This is a genomic window from Tissierella sp. MB52-C2, from assembly GCF_030931715.1.
In the GTDB taxonomy this organism is placed as follows: Bacteria; Bacillota; Clostridia; order Tissierellales; family Tissierellaceae; genus Tissierella.
In genome coordinates this window covers 42,036-62,720 of sequence record NZ_CP133261.1, presented here as the reverse complement: position 1 = coordinate 62,720, position 20,685 = coordinate 42,036, and the positions used below count along the sequence as shown (strand labels likewise).

Here is a 20,685-nt window from a genome sequence, read left to right as displayed (position 1 = left end):
TGAGCGAATATTCTTACTTCTTAGTTTATTAAACCATACTATAATACTAGGGTCAACAATTTTGCTTTTACATTTTTCGACGTCTAGTGTCGTAGTTTAACAAAATTATATTTTCATATTTCTATATTTACTAGACCATAGCCTTATTTTCCAACACATTCATATTACCAGAATCTTTAAATATTTCATGGCACCTTTTGTCTATTTCTGTCTATAATCTTTTCTTGAGACTTAATTATGTCCTTTGATTAGAGAAATGTTTACATTATCCACATTTATAAATCCTAAGAGATTGATTATCCACAAATAGATTCCAGCAACACCAAATCCTACTATATAATTTAGAAATATGGATAAATACTTACTAACAACCACATCCCTTTTCTTAATAGGTAAAGATTGCAATAATATATGAGATCTTGTTTGTATCTCATAACTAAAGGGCATGGTTGTTAGCATATATACAAAGGTATACATCATTAAATTAGCTATGAACCCATTATCCGCACCAATTGTAAACCAGAATATATATATCAGTTGACAATCATGGAAATTTGATATATTATCTTATTGTAAACATATAATTTAATTTCAATTGACAATGGAGGAATGAAATGAAAATATCCGTAAGAGAGATGGCTTTAGTCGCCATGTTTACAGCACTTACTGCTGTAGGAGCTATGATTAGTATTCCATTAGGAGAGGTACCTATTACATTACAGACCTTATTTGTAATCTTATCTGGGCTTATACTAGGCCCTAAACTAGGCCCCTTATCACAGATAGTATATATGCTTTTGGGATTAGTAGGTGTGCCTATATTTTCTAACTTTACTGGCGGACCTCAATCTGTAATGACACCTAGTTTTGGATTTATTATTTCTTTTATATTTGTGTCTTATATTGTAGGATTAATTTCTCATTCAAAGAAAGGTTTTTCTAAAATGAATATTTGGATTGGAGCATTTATAGGAACTATAGTTACATATTTAATAGGATTACCTTATATGTACTATATATTAAATATAGTAATGGGAAAAGGTTTATCCTTTAGTACAGTTCTTAATATAGGTTGTATTATTTTCTTACCTGGAGACTTTTTAAAGTTTATTATAGTTTCAATAGTCTCTATGAAAATTCTATCAATACTTAAAAAATCTGGGCTATCTTTAAATTAAGATAACCCAGATTTTTAATTTACTTGAATATCTGTTTTGTTTGGTAAAAACTGTCCTATAACAGCTCCTATTATTGCAGGAATTAACCACGCTAACCCCCATGAAGCTAAAGGTAAATGTTCTACTATATTTGTAATCTTCCATATTTCAAATCTATTTAATAGTTCTAAGGTGCTGACTATTAATGTTGCATATATTGCGTGTTTATAAATATTTTTATTGAATTCTTTTCCTAGAATCATAGTAAGTAATATCATTACAATTACAACTGGATACATAAATACAAGTATTGGCTCTGAAAAGACTATTATTGATTCTACTCCCCTTATGGACATAAGAGCACTAAATATAGTTGTTCCTATTACTATGGTTTCATATTTTAATTTACCATTACTTATTTTATTAAAATATTGTCCAACTGTAGCAGTAAGTCCTATGGTAGTAGTTAAACAGGCTAAGGATACAGCTATTCCTAAACCTATTTTCCCAAAGCTCTCTAAAGAGTTATTTGCTATATTTATTATTAAATCTACCTTTTCTATATCCTTTGAAAATAATGAGCCTCCGGTGGCTCCTAAATATCCTAATCCGCCATAAACTAAAGTAAGAGCTAATACTGCTATTAAACCAGCCTTTTTAGTCATCTTCATTTGTTCCTTTTCGTCATTATAGCCACTTTGAATAAGGGATGTAGTTATAATTCCGCCAAATAATATGGAAGCTAAGGCATCCATAGTTTGATACCCACTAATAAACCCTTCAGAAAATGGTCTTGCAAAATCTTCTGGCACAGGTATGCCCATAGGATCAAATATTCCTTTGACTATGATTAAAGTCAATAGAATCAGTAAAGCTGGCGTTAAAATTTTTCCTATTTTATCTATTACATCATTTGGCTTTATAACCAATAATAAAGTTATACCAAAATATATTATGGAGAATATAATAGGGTTTCCATTAGGCATCAATGGTAAAACACCTATTTCAAAAGCAGTTGCCCCTGTCCTTGGGATTGCTAATAATGGTCCTATGGCTAAAACCACTGTTATACCTAAAAATTTACTAAACAATGGAGAAACCCTTCTACCTAGCTTGTCTACATCTCCTCCAGCTTTAGCTGAAGCAATTATTCCTAAAAGTGGCAGCCCAATTCCTGTAATAAAAAATCCAAACATAGACCAATTCCATTTTTGTCCCGCCAAAAGTCCTAAAAATGGTGGAAATATCAAATTCCCTGCTCCGAAGAACATGGAGAATAACGCCGCTCCTAAAATAAGCGCATCATTTTTCTTTTTCACAACAACACCTCACTACATTTTTGTAATTATTCAAATTGTAACACAAATCTGAAAACAGTACAACCTTTTTTTGCTTCTATCAAAAAAGGTTGTTAAACATACCCATTCAGTCCTCTAACAGATATTTCTCCCGAATAAACATTCTCAATTACTCCATCTTCAAATTCTACTACTAGTTCTCCTTCTTCATTTATATCTAAGGCTTTACCTACCCTTGTTTCTTCTCTTTTAATAATTCTAACTTCTTTACCTATTAGAGCAGAGTTTTCTCTACATATTTCTATGGTCTTGGAAATACTTTTTTCATCCCTAAAGTCTATATATAAGTTTTCAAATTGATTTAGAATATTTCCTAATAATTCTTTTCTATTTATTTCTTTATTTTGGCTTACTTTAATTGAAGTAGCCTTATCTTTCAAATCCATAGGTATATCCTCTTCATCAAAATTAACATTTATTCCTATGCCCATTATGACATAATTAATCATATTTAATTCACAGTTCATTTCAGTAAGTATGCCGCAGATCTTTTTTCCATCTATTAATATATCGTTAGGCCATTTTATTTGAGATTTTATATTCATATCTTCCAATGCCTTATATACAGCTGCTGCTCCTAGTAAAGTTATTTTTGATACTTTCATGGGATCTACCTTAGGTTTTAAAATCATACTCATCCATATACCCTTTCCTTTAGGGGATATCCAATGTCTACCTAATCTTCCCTTACCATCTGTTTGTTCTTCTGAGATTATGACTGTTCCTTCATTTTCATCAAAGGCTATTTCCTTAGCTCTTTTATTAGTAGAATCTATAGTATCAAAATATTGTATATTTCTTCCTATGAAATTTGTAGATAAATAAGGTTCAACTTCTCCTAGAGTCAGAATATCTGGTAGTGATGTTATTTTATAACCCTTGCTAGGCACAGATTCTATATTATATCCATCTTCTCTTAAGGAATTTATATATTTCCATATTGCTGCACGGGTCATATGAAACTCCTTAGATATTTCTTCTCCTGAAATAAAGTCTTCACTGTTCTTTAACATTTTTAAAATTCTTTGCTTCAATTTACCACCACCTAAAATATAGTGAATAATTAATAGATAATAGTGAATAGTTAGAAGACCATAAATTTTCACTTAAAACTATTCACTATTCATCATTCACTTTTCATTATTTATAAATTCAACACATCTCTCATACTGTATAAGCCTGGTTCCTTACCTAGAAGAAACTTTGCCGCTTCTAATGCTCCACTGGCAAATACCTTTCTATCATAAGCCTCATGGCTTATTTTTATGGATTCTAGCTCTCCAATAAAACTAGCCTCATGGAACCCTACTATATTTCCTGCCCTTAGGGAGTGGATTCCTATCTCACCCTTTTCCCTTGGGCATTCACCATATCTGCCATGTTGATGTTTTCTTCTTTCTCCTAATCCAGTTTCTATGGATTCCACTATTGTAACTGCACTTCCAGAAGGAGCATCCTTTTTTCTATTATGATGAGATTCTATTACTTCAATATCAGATTTATGGCCTAATATCCTTGCTGTTTGTTCTACCAAGCCAAACAGCAGATTCATACCCATAGACATATTAGTAGCATAAAGAACGGGGATTAGAGTTGAAGCTTTTCGTATTTTTTCTATTTGTTCCTCATTATATCCAGTAGTACCTATTACAATTGGGATTTTTCTGTCTAGACCAATGCTTAATACTTTATCTAAAACAGATTCATGGGTAAAGTCTAATAATATATCAAAGCTAATATTATCTTTTGGTACAGGAATTTCTCTACATATACCATATATATTATACCAATAAGAATCATCCATTGCCAATTCCTTAATAGTCCTTCCCATTTTCCCCTCTATTCCATTGATTAATAAATCCATAATCTCCTCCTAATTTAGATTTAATCTTTTCATCTCTTGGATTAATTTAATTTTATTGCTTTCTTCCATAGGTGTAAGAGGTAATCTTAGTTCATCTTCAATGTATCTCATTTCTGCTAAAGCTGCCTTAACTGGAATTGGATTTACTTCTGAGAATAATAAATCTATAAACTTCTTATATTCTAGTTGAAGTCTTAAAGCCTCATCCAGATTTCCTTCCATAAAAGCCTCACACATTTCTTGCATTTCCTTAGGAATTACGTTGGATGCTACAGAAATTACACCATGGCCTCCGCAGGCATATATGGGTATTACTTGATCATCATTACCTGAATAAATCATAAAGTCTTCTGGAACCAATCTTTTTATTTCTAATATTTGTGATACATTTCCACTGGCTTCCTTAACTCCTATTACATTTTCCACCTTGGACATACTTACAATTACATCTGGTGGTATATTTACTGCTGTTCTACCAGGAACATTATATAGTATAACTGGTAGTTTCGTGTTCTTCGCCACCTCTGTAAAATGTTCTATCATGCCTTTATTTGTACATTTATTATAATATGGAGTCACAAGTAAGATTCCATCTGCTCCTAATTCTTCTGCTTGTTTAGTATATTTCACTGCTGTAGCTGTACAGTTTGATCCAGTACCTACTATAATTGGAATTCTCTTTGCATTTTTTTCTACGGCTGTTTTTATAACTTCTGCCCTTTCTTCGTAATCAAGAGTTGAAGCTTCTCCAGTTGTACCTAGTACTATTAATGCTTGAGTTTTGTTTTGGATTTGAAATTCAATTAGTCCTTCATAAGCTTCCTTGTCAAATTTTCCATCTCTAAATGGAGTTACAATTGCAACACCTGCTCCTTTAAACATATCCTATCCCTCCAATTTAATAGTTTCCATTGCTTCTATAATCTGAACAGCGTTAGCAGCTGCCCCTTTTCTAAGGTTATCTGCCACTACCCAAAGGGATATTCCCCTAGGATTATAAAGATCCTTTCTTATTCTTCCTATATAAGTAGAGTCTGTATTCTCCACTTCCAATGGTGTAGGGTACCTGTTTTCACTAGGTTCGTCATCTAATATTATTCCCTCAGATTCCTTCAATAAATTTCTTATCTCCTCAATATTTACCTCTTCTCCAAGCTCTAGATATATAGACTCACTGTGACCATAGAATACCGGAATTCTAACAGCTGTAGGATTTATCTCTATTGAGTCATCTCCAAGTATTTTGTGAGTTTCATATACCATTTTTAGTTCTTCCTTTGTAAATCCATTTTCATTAAAGACATCAATATGAGGTATACAATTTCCTGCAATTTTCCTTGTATATACTTTATTTGTATAATCCTTATCTTTAATTTGATTTTCAAGTTCTTCAATAGCTTTATAGCCACTTCCTGATACAGCTTGATATGTGGATACTACAATTCTTTTTATTCCATATTTCTTATATATGGGGGCTATGGCTACTATCATCTGTGTAGTGGAACAGTTTGGATTAGCTATTATTCCCCTATATCCTTTCAATACATGGGAATTAACTTCTGGTACTACTAAGGGTATATTTTCTGTCATTCTAAAATGTGAAGAATTATCTACTACTATATTACCCGCTTTAGCAGCAATAGGTGCAAATTTTTCTGATATACTTCCACCTGCGGCAAATAATAGATAATCATACTTTTCTTTCATAACCTCTTCTGTTAATAGTTCCACTGTAATATCTTTATCTTTAAATTTTACTATTTTTCCAGCTGAATTTTTAGATGCAAATAGTCTTAAATCTCCAACACTTAAGTTTCTCTCTAGTATTACCTCTATCATCTTCTGTCCTACAGCACCTGTAGCACCTACTATACCAATATTCAAACTCATTTTATCACCCTCCCTTAGATGTTTGCTAAATACATTATATATCTTTTAAGAATTCAAGACAATCTTATTAATCCCTATTATCATTATATGAAATAATTCCCAAATATTAGCTTGTATTCACGATTATTAGGATATAATATAATATAGTATATATAAAGCTCGGAGGTGGTCAATTTGTTAAACAAAAAACTTTCTATTCTAATTCTTATTGTACTAATACTTTCTATATCTAGTGTAAGTTTTGCCGATGATAGTCTGAGCATTAGCAGCTGGATGGTATATTCTATACTAAATGAAAATGGGGATTTAATCGTTTCGGAAGATATTACCTTTGATTTTAGGGATAAATTTAATGGAGTATATAGGGATATAGTCTTAAAAAATACTGATGGAATTGAAAATCTAGAATTATTTCAGCTAGAGGGTGAGGATGAAATTCCTTATACCTTAGTAGACTCTGCTAAAAAAGGTGAAAAAAATGTATTCACTATTGCAGAATATAATGATACCTTAGAATTAATGATATTTTCCCCGTCTAAGAATGAAGAAAAAACCTTTAGAATTAATTACACCATTAAAAATGTGGCAATTAAACATAAAGATACTGGAGAGTTGTATTATAAATTCATAGGTAAAGAAAATGATACCCCAATTGATTATTTCTCTGCTATAATCGATTTACCAGGAGTGGATAGAGAAAAAACTAAAATATTTGCCCACGGTCCTCTCAATGGAACAATTAATTTCTTAGAGGATAATTTAATAGAATTAGAAGTATCTAATGTACCTGCCGACACATTTATAGAGGGAAGAATACTGTTTCCTCTTGATTTCATAGGTGCTAGTGAAAACATTGGAAATAGTAGTTTCGAAAATATAATGGATGAGGAATTAGCTTTTATTAAGTCAATTGAAAAAAAAGCTGAATCAAAAGCTAAAAACAAAGTCCTTTTTGGTAACATATCCCTTATAGTTTTAGCCTTGGGAGTGGCAATTGCAGCATTTATATTTAATAAGTTTAGAAGAAATATAGATAATTCCGCAGACTTTTCATTGGATGACATTACTCCTGCTGAGTTGAGACTATTTTTTTGCCACGCTCTAGATGCCAGGTCATTGATGATAACAATCTTTGATTTTGCAAGAAGAGGATTTTTATCCATTAAAGAAATAGAAACTTCTCAGAAGAATTCTAAAAAGAAGAGAAAAGACTTCTTATTTACAAAAACTATTGGCTCAAACTCTGATTTATCTTCCCACGAAAGATACTTCTTCGATTGGATATTTAATGATATTGGAAATAGACAACAAGTATCTACAAAGGATATAGAGGATTATAGAAAATCTAATTATAGTAAATTTAATAAACAGCTTATGGCTTGGTACAATAAGGTTAAATCCGATGTGAAATCACGAGAATATTATGATAATAGTGGAAAGAAGTGGGGATGGATTCTTCTTTTTCTGGGAATAACTTCTTTTATTATAGCATTGATTACTTTAAGCTTTGAATCTCTTTATGGAATCATCCTGTTTCTATTATCAGTATTTCTATTTATCTATGCTATGATGCTGTTTTCTAGGAAATCTGATAAAGGATATATTCAACAGGAAATATGGGAAGTTTTTAAAAAGGACTTTTCTAAGGATTGGAATATATCTAAAGACTACAATATCAATATACCAACTGATAAAACATTGATATACGCCTTAGCTTTAGGGTTGCCTATGAAATCCATTGATAGATTTAGGAGTAATTTTCAAGAATCCTATAGTCCTACCTATTGGGCATATTGGTATTTCATAAGCAATAACCATGGAGGCTCTAGCTTTGAAGATAGATTTAACTCTTCCTTCTATCCAAACTCTACCACCACCACTTCAAGCTCTGTTGGTAGTGGAGGAGGATTCTCTGGCGGCGGCGGAGGAGGTGCCGGTGGCGGTGGTGCAGGAGGTTTTTAGCCTAGTAATAGTTATTAATTGTTATAAAAAACAGGTATTTGGATTAATCCAAATACCTGTTTTTTATAACTATCTACTATTCAATAATTCTTTTAAATCTCCTATGATTTTATATTCCGTAGTCTTTAATTCCTCTATATTTTTCTTACCTAATAATACCATTATTATCTTCATTTTATGCGTAGTTGCCTCCATATAATCCCTTACATTTTCATATCCCCCATGTAGAAGATATGATAAAATTTCACCTGATATACCTACCATTTGTCCACCAAGGATTAAAGACTTTACAATATCCATACTACTTCTTATTCCACCACTGGAAATTATATTCAAATCCTTAGGCAATTCTCTACATTTAATTAGAGATAATGCTGTAGGTATACCCCATGAGTAAAGCTCTGAAAAATCTATGCTATTATATCTAATATTTTCAATTTCAATAAAGTTAGTCCCACCAAAACCAGATATATCAATATTTCTAATACCTATATTATATAATTTAGTGGCAACTTCCTTTGATACTCCAAATCCAACTTCTTTTACTATAACAGGCTTGTCTATAGTTTTTGCTATTGTTTCGATATTTTCCAATATACCTCTAAAATCTCTATCTCCCTCTAACATAACTATTTCTTGGGCTGGATTTAGATGTAATTGTATTGCATCAGCCTTTATCATATCTAAGGCTTTCTCCACATCATCTATAGATGACTGAGCACTAAGATTTGCTATAACTATTCCATCATCGCCTATGGTTTCCCTAACTATGGAAAAAGATTCCCTACATTCCACATCATCACATAATGCTATGGTCTGTGACCCTACTGCCATGGGAATATTATACTCTTTAGCAATAAGTGATAACTCTCGATTAATCTCGTGAGCAAACTCTGATCCACCTGTCATGGCATTTATAATAATAGGACAGCCTACCTCTTTTCCCAGAAAATTTGTTGTTGTATCTATATCACTAAAATTTAGATTTGGCAATGAATTATGCTCTATAAATATGTCTTCGAACAATGTATCCCCTTTATAGGTTGTCCTTAAATAGTTTTCTATATGTTCTCTTTTCCTCTTTTTTCTCATATTTCCACCTCTATCTATTGATCTAATAAATAGTCCCCAAACATATTCTTAACAATTTCTTCTGTTTGTTCCCTATCATATATCCAATAATCTATTTTGGAAATCTTCTTATCATATCCTGGAATTGTATTTGTTTCCATATTTTCCATGTCTATTTTTCTTGCTACATTTGCTCCTTTTAATATAACATTTAAAGGAATATTTGTATCTACATATTCAAAATAAGTATTAATTAATTTTGGTAACTTTAAAATATTTTTAGGTTTTATGGTTTGTTTTATTAATTCCTTCATGAACATTTGCTGTGCCTTAATCCTACCAATATCTCCTTCTGCATATCCTGATCTATATCTTAGGAAATCATGGGATTTCTTTCCGTCTAGTACTTGTAAACCCTTCTTTAGGTTTATATTTAGTGGTGGATCACTAACTGGATCGTAGTATTTCATATTCCTTGGTACATCTATCTCTACTCCACCTATGGCATCAACAATTCCCATTACTGCTTTGTAGTCAACCTTTACATAATAATCAATATCTAAGTTAAGAAAATCTCTTACTGTCTGCATAGTCAACTCTGGACCACCAAATGCATGGGCATGGTTTATTTTGTCTTCTTTATCTCTTACCATTACTCTAGTGTCTCTAGGGATGGATAATAACTTTATTCCACCAGTTTCCAAATCAACCTTAAAGAGCATCATAGTATCAGTACGAGTCCCCTTAGATTTTTTAACATCCTTAGCATCTACACCCATCAATAAAAATAATATCTCATCTTTATTTTTTTGTTCAATTACACTTTCCTCAGTGGGATTATCTATTTCACCATCTTCCCCTGTGGCCACTGTTTTATTATCTCTCAAGAAAATCTTTTCACCAAAAAAACCAAATACCAATGCAAAGCAAGCAAAGGATATTATAAATGATAATATAAATTTTTTCTTCATCATCACACCTCAAGTATTCTAAGTTATACATTAAATAATACTACATATGAAACATAATTACAATTATAATTATGTCGGAAAACGTTACAATTTGGATACAACCATGATTTCACAAATAAAGCCACGCTATTAAGCAAGTCCTAGAGCGATAATCCAATGTCCTATGTAATAATTGGCAAATTTGCATAAAACCTAAAGGACAATATGATACATAAATTTCCTTATAGTATCTTTTTTCCTATAGATATTTTCTATTGGATTTGAATATATTTTTATGATAGTCTACTGAAGGAAGATGTTGTTTAATTTTAGAGAAAAGGAGATGTTACAATGAAGCAAATCATTAAAAAATTGCCAGTACCTATTGTTGGGCTAATGTTAGCGTTGGCAGCAGCAGGGAATTTAGTATTGTCCTATGGCGAAATTTATAGAACTATCTTTGGTGCATTATCTGCAATTATTTTACTTCTTGTATTAGCTAAAATCATTATGTTTCCAAAGGGAGTATCTGAAGCTTTAGACAATCCTGTAGTTGCAAGTGTTTTCCCTACACTTTCCATGGGAATCATGCTTTTATCAACATATCTTAAACCCTTTGCTTCTAGTATAGCATTTGGTATGTGGATTATAGGTTTGATGCTTCATATTATTTTAATAATTCTTTTTACAAAGAATTATTTATTTAACTTCAATATTAAAAAAGTTTTCCCTTCTTGGTTTATCGTTTATGTAGGTATAGTAGTAGGTTCTGTTACTGCCCCAGCATTTGATATGGGAAATGTAGGAAAGATATTATTCTGGTTTGGGCTTGTATCTTACTTTGCACTACTGCCAGTAGTTCTTAAAAGAATTATAAAGATTAAAGAAATACCTGAACCTGCACTACCAACCATGGCAATATTCACAGCACCTGCTGCCCTTTGTTTAGCAGGATATATGAGTTCATTCCAAGAAAAAAATATGCTTATGGTTTGGCTATTAGTAGCTTTATCTCAAGCCTCATATTTATTTGTATTATTACAATTACCAAAACTGCTTAAATTAAAGTTTTACCCATCTTATTCTGCATTTACCTTCCCAATGGTTATTAGTGGAATTTCAATCAAACTTACTAACGGATTTCTAGCTAATTCAGGCAATCCAGTAGCTATACTAAAGTATATTGTAAAATTTGAGGAATTTTTAGGTGTGGCTATTGTCCTTTATGTATTAATAAGATATATAAGCTTTTTACTTGCAAAACCTGAAACTGCAAAATAAGAAAACCTTCTATGAACATAAAAAACCACCAATTGGTGGTTTTTTCTTATTCTGTAGCTTCAGCTAATTCTACTTGTCCATCTTCTATTAATCTTTTTGCAACCCATTCTGCAACTTTTCCAGTTATTTCTATGCAATGTTTCTTTCTTTCAGGACTTTGGAAATTATCTCCTGCCCATTGTCTAGTAATAACTCTACAACAAGTTGCACCATATTCATCTTTTATAAAATCATGTAATGCTGCTGCTGCGGGGAACATCTTTTCATCCATAGGCTCTCCATGTACTCTGCCATACGCCATACCAAGAGCCATTTGTCCACCACTTACAGCACCACATAGACATCCTCTTTTACCCATACCTATTGGAAATCCTGAAGCCATTTTAACTATATTATCATCATAAGGATTTCCTAATAGATGGTTAATAGTTTGCGCTACTGCTTCAGAACAAAAAAATTCTCCTCTTTCAAAATATCCTTCTGCTTCTTTTTTGAACTCTTCAATCAATTGTTCCTTATTCATATTTATCTCCCCTCATCATTATTCATATTAATTTTATGACAAAACTTTGGTTTAAACAAATTAATATTATTAATAATAAAGGGGTTATTATAGATAAATATAATATACTTTTATCACTCTGACAATAATCTCTTTTCCCCAGTAATAGCTTGAATAGGAGCTATATCTTGAGAAAATTCCAATGTACCTAAAAATTCTCCATTTTCATCTCTTACAGCATAGTAACTAATCATTACAAACTTATCTCCCATTTTAATCCAGAAACTTTCACTGTCCTTCTCACCAGATTTAAAAGAGTTTACTATTTTCTCCACAACATTTACCGATGCTGGCGGATGACAATTTTCTACCGTTCTACCTATTACTGCCTTAGTTCTAGCAAATAACCTTTCCTTTCCTTGAGAGAAGTACTTAACTATATTATCCTTATCTACAAAAGTCATATCTCCTGGTATGGTATTGAATATATGATTGATTTCCTTAGCTGATAGGAATCCTGTTTCAAATTTTATATAACCTTTATCTAGATTTGCTCCTTTAGTCTCTTCCTTTACCTTTTCTTCCATATCTAGCTTTGCCCTATGCCATTTCTCCTCTGGGGCAATTATAGCATATCCTATTTCATCTGATTCATTATATATATTAATCCATTCATCCTCTGTTAATGTGTCTAAACACATTGAAAATAATATACTTTCTTCTTTAAATATCATTTCCTTTATTTCATTTAAAGCATCTTCTACTTTCTTTACTACTTCTTCTTTGTTTCCCTTATATGAAGTCAAAGATAGCTTAACTTCTTTAATCATTGCTCTTATGTCGTCATCTACACCCCACATAACCTTTGGCGGAGATGTTATTCCATACTTTTCTAAGTATGGAAATATCAAATTTTCTTTTCTACTGTAATGTTTATCAATATCCCATAATAAATTCACATCTGCTACTAAAGCAAATCTATTTTCTTCCGAGTCATCATTTTTAAATTTATTAAGATTAGATTTCATTGTGCCTTCTATAAAATCTTCTATTGCTTTATTTTCCTGTCTCATAGTATAGATTGGGTGACCTGGTATTTCTTCAGGATGATGAATCTCCTCTATGGAACCTTTAAATACTGCTGCATGGACATTGCAAAGACTTTGTATTTCCTCTATAGGCAGTCCTTCTTTTACAAGCTGTACTTCCATCTCAGATATTTCCTTGGCAGTTACACCTTGAATCACTTCAGCAAACTTCACTTTTACTTCTTCTACAGTTTTACCTTCATGTAATTCCTTTATGACTTCCTTTAGTTTTTCTTGTCTATATTCTCTATTATTGATTAGTTCACTCATATTCTCACTCCTTAAAGCTATTTGTAAAATATTATACCCTTAAATACCAATATATTTCGCAAATACAAAAATACCCCTTATTACAGGGGTATTTCCTTATTTACTTACTTCTAGGATTGATAATGCTTCATTTACAAGAGACACTACTTCATCTTGTACAACTGTATTTATTATAAAATCATTTTTCTCAATAAGATTAACATATTTATTTACTATATGAGCTGTTACTGAATCCTTTGTATTTAAGGTTTTCTTATAGCTTTCCAATACATCATCCTTTATTTTTTTTGTATCGTTAACAAATATAGGGGTATTGTCTGCTCCACCTAGATAAAGAGCTAGCTTACTTCTATAAAGTCTTAATACCTCTTCATGCTTTTGACCTTGAGAGTATCTTTGTATATAATTTTCAACTTTTAGTATTCTTGATGCTAAATCATCATAAGAAATTAAAAGACCTGCATCTATTACTACTGGACTATTTGAATCTATTGCTTTTATTTCTATATATTCCTTTATTTCATCTGAAACATAATTATTATATTGCTTTAGATTTTCATAGTCTATAATTGGATAGAAGCTTCCTTCTAAGTTTATAAGCTTATATTTATTTTCCATTAGTTTAGTAACTTCGTTTTTTAATGTTTCACTTTCTATATCTTTAATCTTTTCCTTTGGAAAGAAAAGATCTGATTCTGCAATATTTATTAGTTCTCCATTGGGATCTGCCTTAAATATACTATCCATTGTAGGGTTTAAAAATTCTTCAAGGGCTACTTCTAAATCTAGTACCATCTTGTCCCCTTCTATTTGTGAAAGACCTTTTATATTGTCATCAATAAATCCTATTACTTTACTTAAATCATTTGTTTTTAAAACATTGTCGAAGTCCTTCATTATTGCTGCTTTATCTTTTTCGGTCTTATCTGAATCATCTATAGTTCCTGTTGGATTTTTAGGTGGATTTATCTTATCTGAATCCTTTTTCTTGCAGCTCACAAGGCTCAAGACTAAAACCATAGACACAATTACAAGAAGGATGTTTTTTATCTTTTTCATATTATCACCACTTTCATTATAGTTTAATTTATATATATTATACATAAGCCTTCATAGTAAGTCTTTACAATTCTATTACAAATTAAGAAAAATAAAGTAATACTTTTTTCTTAAACTTTGTTATATAATTATATAAGGACAGTTTAAAGGGGTGAGTCTATGGACATTAAAATTTTAAGAGAAGAAAAATCCATTTCTCAAGTAAATAGGTTCTTTTTTTATGTTATTCTATGGTCTGTATTTATTCAATTTATGCCTATTAATCCAAATTATTATCAATATATAGCATTTCTAGTCCCAATAAGTATTTATCTATTTATTAATAGATTTAGTATAAAAAGGATATTAAAGCCTAATATATTAAACTTAAAGAGCATATTAATTATATTTTTGATATGGCTTTCAGTTTTACCTATTATGCTTCTAATGGTGGAGCTATACGTTCACTTTTTTGGAAGTACTTTAGCAGACATTGTTTCTCAAGATTCTCATGAATCTTTAACTATTAACTTCTTCCTTATAGCCATAACACCAGCTATTTTAGAGGAAGTTTTAATGAGAGGAATTATTTTAGATGGATATAGAAATAAATCTAGATTCGTTGCATCTATAATGAATGGATTTATGTTTGGAATGTTACATCTAAATTCCTTCCAATTTTTTCATACATTTTTAATTGGAATAATTGCATCTTATCTTGTATTTGCTACAAACTCAATATTTGCCGGTATGTTTATTCATATAATTAATAATGGACTTCCATTGATTATTGATTATTTATATCCTATAGTGCCTAATGAACCATATGTTGCAGAGCCACAATTTATAGGACTACTTATATTTGCTGCAATAGGACTTACCTTGCTAATTTTACTATTTAGATTACTATTTAAAGTAAATGATATTCCTTTTAGAAGTTATAAAGAGTTATCTGATGAAAGAATTTTCAATTTGCATTTGATATTGTCAATATTCATATTTTTAGGATTTAGTGCTTTAATAATATTTTCAACTTAGGTAGTCATCATTCTGCCAAAATCCTAGGCAAATGATATATTTGATATTAACTCCATATCATAATGAAAAAGTATTTCCTATGGTCTATGTTACACCATAAAAAATACTTTCCCTTATTTTATCAATTTAAAAGGTCCCCAATTGGGGACCCTTTATTACATTCTTGGTACACAGATTATTTTTCCTTCTACGAAATCACCTGGTGATAGTGTTGGATTTGCCATTAATAATTCTGCAATAGTTGTATTAAACTTTCGTGCTAATGCTGCTATTACAGAACCAGTTGATGGTATGTCAAATTTATCTATTTTATATTGTTTATATCCTGGAGTACAAGGACATCCCATTTCCTTATGTGGCATTATACATACTTCTTGACCTACTCTTAAGTTATTGAAGTCTACGTTTGGATTGGCATCTGTTAAAGTCATCCATGAAATATTATATCTTAACATTATATCTGTTGCCGACTCTCCAGGTGTAACTGTATGCATTGTTCCACCTGGGCAAAGTACTTCTCCCCTAGGGATACAGATTAATTGACCTACCATTAAGTTATTTGGATCAACTCCCGGATTTGCTGCCATCAATGCTTGTAAAGATACATTGAACATCATAGCTATGCTATATAGAGTATCTCCTGATCTCACTGTATAGTATACCCCATTACATGGAGGACATGGAGGCATAGGTGATGCATTAGGTATACAGATTACTTGACCTATTTGTAAATTGTTAGGATCAATTCCTGGATTTATTGCTATTATTGCCTCTACTGTTGTATTGAAAGTCCTTGCTAAATCAAATAATGTATCTCCTGGTCTTATGGTATATGGGAAACTTCCTGTTGGACATGGTCTTGGTGTTGTGCTAGGGATACAGATCACTTGACCTATCTGTAGATTATTAGGATCAATTCCTGGATTTATTGCTATTATTGCCTCTACAGTTGTATTGTAAGTTATTGCCAACTTATATAATGTATCTCCTGATTTTATCGTATATGGGAAACTTCCTGTCGGACATTGTTTTGGTGGTGTTGTGCTAGGGATACATATTACTTGACCTATCTGTAGATTATTAGGATCAATTCCTGGGTTTATTGCTATTATTGCTTCTACTGTTGTATTGTAAGTTATTGCCAACTTATATAATGTATCTCCTGATTTTATCGTATATGGGAAACTTCCTGTCGGACATTGTTTTGGTGGTGTTGTGCTAGGGATACAGATTACTTGACCTATCTGTAGATTATTAGGATCAATTCCTGGATTTATTGCTATTATTGCTTCTACTGTTGTATTGTAAGTTATTGCCAACTTATATAATGTATCTCCTGATTTTATCGTATATGGAAAACTTCCTGTCGGACATTGTTTTGGTGGTGTTGTGCTAGGTATACAGATTACTTGACCTATCTGTAGGTTATTAGGATTAATTCCTGGATTTATTGCCATTATTGCCTCTACTGTTGTATTGTAAGTTATTGCCAACTTATATAATGTATCTCCTGATTTTATCGTATATGGAAAACTTCCTGTCGGACATTGTTTTGGTGGTGTTGTGCTAGGTATACAGATTACTTGACCTATCTGTAGGTTATTAGGATTAATTCCTGGATTTATTGCCATTATTGCCTCTACTGTTGTATTATAAGTTATTGCCAACTTATATAATGTATCTCCCGATTTTATCGTATAGGAAAAGCTTCCTGTTGGACATGGTCTTGGTGATGTTGTGCTAGGTATACAGATTACTTGACCTATCTGTAGATTATTAGGATTAATTCCTGGATTTAGCCTCATAATTGCATCCACTGTTGTATTATAAGTCATTGCCAACTTAAATAATGTATCTCCTGATTTTATCGTATAGGAAAAGCTTCCTGTTGGACATTGTCTTGGTGGTGTTGTTTTTTCTGGTATACAGATTCTTTGCCCTATTTGTAGATTATTAGGATTAATTCCTGGATTTAGCCTCATAATTGCATCCACTGTTGTATTATAAGTCATTGCCAACTTATATAATGTATCTCCCGATTTTATCGTATAGGAAAAGCTTCCTGTTGGACATGTTCTATTATTACTCATATTGACCCACCCTTCTTTTATTATTCTTTGCATTAATATACTATGCAAAGAATAGTGAAGGGTTACAATGAGTACTTTAAAATATTTATATTCCTTTACCCTGATAAGAGTCCCTTAATTTTAGCTCTTTATCTATAGAAGACAGTACTTTCAACTTATCTAAGCTCCATATAGGCTCATGGAGCAACTCCCTTTTTCCATCTCCGGTTACTCTATGAATTACCATACTGGGAGGAATTAATTCTAAAGCATCTACTACTAAAGATATATATTCTTCCCTACTCATTATATAGAATGGATCTTTTATAAAACAATTATATAGATCTGTATCCTTTTGGATATATAGGGAGTGAAGTTTAACCCCCCAAGTATTTGTATTTGCCACAAATTTTACTGTATCTAAAATTTCTTCTCTGTTCTCATCTGGCAGCCCTAATATTATATGAGTCACTACTTTAATATTTCGTTTTTTCAATTTCTCTATTGCTTCATTATATATAGATAAAGTATATCCTCTTCTAATAAACTTAGATGTTCTCTCATGGATAGTTTGAAGTCCCAACTCTATCCATAGATAAGTTTTTTCATTTAATTCTTCTAATAAATCAATAACCTGTTCATCTAAACAATCTGGCCTTGTGGCTATGGCAATACCTACAACCCCTTCTATATTCATAGCTTCATAATATAAAGATTTAAGTCTCTCAATCTTTCCGTAGGTATTCGTAAAGTTTTGAAAGTAAACTATGTATTTGTCGGCATCCCACTTTTTTGATAAAAGTTTTTTTTGATCCTCTGCCTGCTCTTTTATAGAAGTAGTTCTCCTTCCTGCAAATTCTCCTGAACCCTCCTCACCACAAAATATACAACCCCTTATACCAACCGTACCATCTCTATTAGGACAGGTGAATCCACCATCTAAAGATAATTTCATTACTTTAGTGCCAAATTGTCTTCTCAATTCTTCATTTAATGTATTATATCTTTTTGACATTATAAATTACCTCTCTTCAAATTCCATAACTACTTTTACTCTATATTATTATACTATATTTTTATATATTGTATCTCTGCTTTTCCATGAAGTTATTTATTGTTATAGCATTTTCAACTCTTTTCTTACATTTCTCCAGTTGGGATAATATTTGTCCATAATAGCCTTAAATTTATCTCCATGTCCTTTTTCTATGAGATGGGCCATCTCATGTACTATTATATATTCAAGAAAATGGAGTGGGGTTTTAGCTAGTTCAAGATTTAGCCAAATCCTTCCGGCATTGGGATTACAAGTCCCCCATCTAGTTTTCATTTGTTTAACTCCCCACTCTTTCACCTTTAAATTCATTATCTTTTCCCATTTATCTATCATAGATGGAATAATGGATTTTAGTTCTTTTCTATACCATTCTTTTATTATATATTCTCTTTTTTCTTTGCTACTTCCTTCTTTTACATATAAATCTATATATTTTTTATTTCTTATCTCTACCTTAGCCTTGTTACTACTTTGATATATTACATTTAGCAAATAACTCTCTCCAAAATAGTAGTGACTTTCTCCAGTAATATATTCCTTTTCCATAATCTTTTCCTGATTATCAAACTTTTCTTTTTGCTTCTCAATCCAAGATATTTTGGACACAACGAATAATCTAATGGCATCCTCTGTCATTTTCCTTGGTGCAGAAATCCTTACTTCACCATTTGACGGATTAACTGATAGATAAATATTTTTTATATTCTTTTTTGTTATTTCAATTTCTATATCATCTATGATTATTTCAGTCATTTTAATATCCCCTCAACTTCATATAAGTGAAATCTGAAATTTTTCTGTTTTCACTAACCTTTATTTGTAATGTAAACTTTTGTTTAACAAATAAGGTAATCAACATACCCTACCATTTCCATTACTTTGTCTAATCTTATCAGATTAATTAATAGAGGGCAATAAATTAAAAATATTCTAATCTTTACTTATCACTTTTAAATTACAGTCCTCTACAGTATAATAAGACTAATCCTAGTTACTTTCTTGAGGTGATGCCATGAGTAAAATTCCTAATCATTTAATAGAAAAAATAAATTCAATTCCAGCTCAATCTGGAATTTATAAAATGCTTGATTCCAGTGGCAGGATTATTTATATTGGGAAGAGCATATCTCTTAAAAATAGAGTACGCTCATATTTTGCAGATAATCCCAAATGGAGTAAGGTAGAAAAAATGGTATCTTTTATTGATGATATTGAATATATAGTCACAGATACTCATTTAGAAGCAATACTATTAGAATGCAGTCTAATTAAAGAAATAAAACCTATGTTTAATTCACAGCTTAAAAATGATGAAAAATATGTTTATTTAAAAGTAGAAGATTTTAATATCTATAACCCTTTATCCATAGTAAATAGTAGAGAAGATAATTGCTATGGTCCCTTTAGGAGAAAATTCCCACTAGTTGAATTAATTAATTCCCTTAAAAATATTTTTCCTATAACCAAAGATGACAAAAATTATAATTTCGAATATAATCTAGTGCCTGTTTCCATGGATAAAGATGCCTTTGAAAAAAATAAAGAATCATTGCAAGAGATTTTCTCAGATGATGAAAATATGATGTTGCTAATCAATGGGTTGGAGAAAAAAATGAAAGGAGCGGCTGCTCAACTTCAATTTGCAGCTGCCTCTGTTTATAGAGATATGATCTATGGTTTAAACTATTTAAAAACTGGAATCTATGGCTATAAAGCCATATTTTCAAAAGATATACTTCTAAAAATGCCTATTAACTCTGGATATAAATTATTTTTCATATCTAAGGGAGAAATTTTATTGAAATCTATTTTTTCTGCTTTAACAGAATCTGATATGAAAGATTTCATTAATACGGGCAAAAACTTAAAATTATCCATGTCAAAAAGCTCAAACGAAAAATCAAGTATGGATTTTAGAGATATTTTATATTCTGAAATTAAATCATTGCCTGATGAAATGGTTATATATTTATGAGTTAGGGATTTTACCTAACTCATTCGCTATGATATATTAATAAAATTTTACAAATTCAGCGGTAGTCTTTCTATATCCTCTAATTTTAGTACTGCTTTTATCCATTTTACCCATT

The 20,685-nt window shown here is 31.1% G+C and carries 19 protein-coding genes; 5 read left to right on the top strand and 14 right to left on the bottom strand.

Annotation, left to right across the window (positions count from 1 at the left end; all coding sequences use genetic code 11):
- Positions 1-231: 231 nt before the first annotated feature.
- The gene (locus tag RBU61_RS19445) at positions 232-528 is read right to left on the bottom strand and encodes an ABC-2 transporter permease (RefSeq protein ID WP_374212536.1); all 297 of its coding nucleotides are present in this window, start codon (positions 526-528) and stop codon (positions 232-234) included.
- 86 nt (positions 529-614) lie between these two features.
- Here RBU61_RS19445 and RBU61_RS00290 point away from each other — a divergent pair, with 86 nt between their 5' ends.
- Positions 615-1,178 carry a biotin transporter BioY gene (locus RBU61_RS00290; protein ID WP_308877398.1) on the top strand — a complete coding sequence of 188 codons (564 nt, stop codon included), beginning with the start codon at positions 615-617 and terminating at the stop codon, positions 1,176-1,178.
- Between the two features lie 14 nt (positions 1,179-1,192).
- Here the strand turns inward: RBU61_RS00290 and brnQ are convergent, their stop codons facing one another.
- The 5 genes from brnQ to RBU61_RS00265 form a co-directional block, all read right to left on the bottom strand.
- Positions 1,193-2,476, bottom strand: a complete 1,284-nt coding sequence (gene brnQ, locus RBU61_RS00285) for a branched-chain amino acid transport system II carrier protein (RefSeq protein WP_308877397.1) — start codon at positions 2,474-2,476, stop codon at positions 1,193-1,195.
- Between the two features lie 92 nt (positions 2,477-2,568).
- Entirely contained in the window at positions 2,569-3,549 is a 981-nt protein-coding gene (locus tag RBU61_RS00280) for a biotin--[acetyl-CoA-carboxylase] ligase (RefSeq protein ID WP_308877396.1), read from the bottom strand.
- A gap of 110 nt (positions 3,550-3,659) precedes the next feature.
- The gene (gene dapB / locus RBU61_RS00275) at positions 3,660-4,379 is read right to left on the bottom strand and encodes a 4-hydroxy-tetrahydrodipicolinate reductase (protein WP_308877395.1); all 720 of its coding nucleotides are present in this window, start codon (positions 4,377-4,379) and stop codon (positions 3,660-3,662) included.
- Between the two features lie 9 nt (positions 4,380-4,388).
- Positions 4,389-5,261, bottom strand: a complete 873-nt coding sequence (gene dapA, locus RBU61_RS00270) for a 4-hydroxy-tetrahydrodipicolinate synthase (protein ID WP_308877394.1) — start codon at positions 5,259-5,261, stop codon at positions 4,389-4,391.
- A gap of 3 nt (positions 5,262-5,264) precedes the next feature.
- On the bottom strand, positions 5,265-6,269 hold the full coding sequence (locus RBU61_RS00265) for an aspartate-semialdehyde dehydrogenase (RefSeq protein ID WP_308877393.1): 1,005 nt from the start codon (positions 6,267-6,269) through the stop codon (positions 5,265-5,267).
- Positions 6,270-6,443: 174 nt separating this feature from the next.
- Between RBU61_RS00265 and RBU61_RS00260 the strand changes: the two genes are divergently transcribed.
- Positions 6,444-8,231 (top strand): DUF2207 domain-containing protein, encoded by a 1,788-nt coding sequence (locus tag RBU61_RS00260; protein WP_308877392.1) that lies wholly within the window; start codon positions 6,444-6,446, stop codon positions 8,229-8,231.
- Between the two features lie 69 nt (positions 8,232-8,300).
- On the opposite strand, the gene fni is transcribed toward RBU61_RS00260, so the two are convergent.
- Together fni and RBU61_RS00250 are read right to left on the bottom strand one after the other, a co-directional pair.
- Positions 8,301-9,323: a type 2 isopentenyl-diphosphate Delta-isomerase gene (gene fni / locus RBU61_RS00255; RefSeq protein WP_308877391.1), complete on the bottom strand. Its 1,023-nt coding sequence runs from the start codon at positions 9,321-9,323 to the stop codon at positions 8,301-8,303.
- Between the two features lie 14 nt (positions 9,324-9,337).
- Positions 9,338-10,273: an LCP family protein gene (locus RBU61_RS00250; RefSeq protein WP_308877390.1), complete on the bottom strand. Its 936-nt coding sequence runs from the start codon at positions 10,271-10,273 to the stop codon at positions 9,338-9,340.
- Positions 10,274-10,603: 330 nt separating this feature from the next.
- Between RBU61_RS00250 and RBU61_RS00245 the strand changes: the two genes are divergently transcribed.
- Positions 10,604-11,533, top strand: coding sequence for a TDT family transporter (locus RBU61_RS00245; RefSeq protein ID WP_308877389.1), 930 nt, complete (start codon positions 10,604-10,606; stop codon positions 11,531-11,533).
- A gap of 46 nt (positions 11,534-11,579) precedes the next feature.
- Here RBU61_RS00245 and RBU61_RS00240 read toward each other — a convergent pair whose 3' ends face one another.
- From RBU61_RS00240 to RBU61_RS00230, 3 genes are all read right to left on the bottom strand, one after another.
- Complete coding sequence (locus RBU61_RS00240; protein ID WP_308877387.1) at positions 11,580-12,056, bottom strand: C-GCAxxG-C-C family protein; 477 nt, start codon at positions 12,054-12,056, stop codon at positions 11,580-11,582.
- A 113-nt stretch (positions 12,057-12,169) separates the two neighbouring features.
- Entirely contained in the window at positions 12,170-13,393 is a 1,224-nt protein-coding gene (locus RBU61_RS00235) for a DUF438 domain-containing protein (RefSeq protein ID WP_308877386.1), read from the bottom strand.
- A 96-nt stretch (positions 13,394-13,489) separates the two neighbouring features.
- Positions 13,490-14,452: a hypothetical protein gene (locus RBU61_RS00230; protein WP_308877385.1), complete on the bottom strand. Its 963-nt coding sequence runs from the start codon at positions 14,450-14,452 to the stop codon at positions 13,490-13,492.
- 159 nt (positions 14,453-14,611) lie between these two features.
- Between RBU61_RS00230 and RBU61_RS00225 the strand changes: the two genes are divergently transcribed.
- Positions 14,612-15,469 carry a type II CAAX endopeptidase family protein gene (locus RBU61_RS00225; protein ID WP_308877384.1) on the top strand — a complete coding sequence of 286 codons (858 nt, stop codon included), beginning with the start codon at positions 14,612-14,614 and terminating at the stop codon, positions 15,467-15,469.
- Between the two features lie 155 nt (positions 15,470-15,624).
- Here RBU61_RS00225 and RBU61_RS00220 read toward each other — a convergent pair whose 3' ends face one another.
- From RBU61_RS00220 to RBU61_RS00210, 3 genes are all read right to left on the bottom strand, one after another.
- Positions 15,625-17,559, bottom strand: a complete 1,935-nt coding sequence (locus RBU61_RS00220; protein WP_308877383.1) for a LysM peptidoglycan-binding domain-containing protein — start codon at positions 17,557-17,559, stop codon at positions 15,625-15,627.
- A gap of 85 nt (positions 17,560-17,644) precedes the next feature.
- The gene (locus RBU61_RS00215; protein WP_308877382.1) at positions 17,645-18,553 is read right to left on the bottom strand and encodes a TIGR01212 family radical SAM protein; all 909 of its coding nucleotides are present in this window, start codon (positions 18,551-18,553) and stop codon (positions 17,645-17,647) included.
- Positions 18,554-18,655: 102 nt separating this feature from the next.
- Positions 18,656-19,348 (bottom strand): SprT family zinc-dependent metalloprotease, encoded by a 693-nt coding sequence (locus RBU61_RS00210; RefSeq protein WP_308877381.1) that lies wholly within the window; start codon positions 19,346-19,348, stop codon positions 18,656-18,658.
- A 259-nt stretch (positions 19,349-19,607) separates the two neighbouring features.
- Between RBU61_RS00210 and RBU61_RS00205 the strand changes: the two genes are divergently transcribed.
- A complete protein-coding gene (locus RBU61_RS00205) occupies positions 19,608-20,570 on the top strand; it encodes a GIY-YIG nuclease family protein (RefSeq protein ID WP_308877380.1) in 963 nt (320 codons plus the stop codon).
- The last annotated feature ends 115 nt before the right edge of the window (positions 20,571-20,685 follow it).

Bases quoted from the DNA above. Each gene is read 5' to 3' on its own strand.
- RBU61_RS00290 (WP_308877398.1), top strand. From the start codon at position 615: ATGAAAATATCCGTAAGAGAGATGGCTTTAGTCGCCATGTTTACAGCA.
- dapB (WP_308877395.1), bottom strand. From the start codon at position 4,379: ATGGATTTATTAATCAATGGAATAGAGGGGAAAATGGGAAGGACTATT.
- dapA (WP_308877394.1), bottom strand. From the start codon at position 5,261: ATGTTTAAAGGAGCAGGTGTTGCAATTGTAACTCCATTTAGAGATGGA.
- RBU61_RS00265 (WP_308877393.1), bottom strand. From the start codon at position 6,269: ATGAGTTTGAATATTGGTATAGTAGGTGCTACAGGTGCTGTAGGACAG.
- fni (WP_308877391.1), bottom strand. From the start codon at position 9,323: ATGAGAAAAAAGAGGAAAAGAGAACATATAGAAAACTATTTAAGGACA.
- RBU61_RS00250 (WP_308877390.1), bottom strand. From the start codon at position 10,273: ATGAAGAAAAAATTTATATTATCATTTATAATATCCTTTGCTTGCTTT.
- RBU61_RS00245 (WP_308877389.1), top strand. From the start codon at position 10,604: ATGAAGCAAATCATTAAAAAATTGCCAGTACCTATTGTTGGGCTAATG.
- RBU61_RS00240 (WP_308877387.1), bottom strand. From the start codon at position 12,056: ATGAATAAGGAACAATTGATTGAAGAGTTCAAAAAAGAAGCAGAAGGA.
- RBU61_RS00235 (WP_308877386.1), bottom strand. From the start codon at position 13,393: ATGAGTGAACTAATCAATAATAGAGAATATAGACAAGAAAAACTAAAG.
- RBU61_RS00230 (WP_308877385.1), bottom strand. From the start codon at position 14,452: ATGAAAAAGATAAAAAACATCCTTCTTGTAATTGTGTCTATGGTTTTA.
- RBU61_RS00225 (WP_308877384.1), top strand. From the start codon at position 14,612: ATGGACATTAAAATTTTAAGAGAAGAAAAATCCATTTCTCAAGTAAAT.
- RBU61_RS00220 (WP_308877383.1), bottom strand. From the start codon at position 17,559: ATGAGTAATAATAGAACATGTCCAACAGGAAGCTTTTCCTATACGATA.
- RBU61_RS00215 (WP_308877382.1), bottom strand. From the start codon at position 18,553: ATGTCAAAAAGATATAATACATTAAATGAAGAATTGAGAAGACAATTT.
- RBU61_RS00210 (WP_308877381.1), bottom strand. From the start codon at position 19,348: ATGACTGAAATAATCATAGATGATATAGAAATTGAAATAACAAAAAAG.
- RBU61_RS00205 (WP_308877380.1), top strand. From the start codon at position 19,608: ATGAGTAAAATTCCTAATCATTTAATAGAAAAAATAAATTCAATTCCA.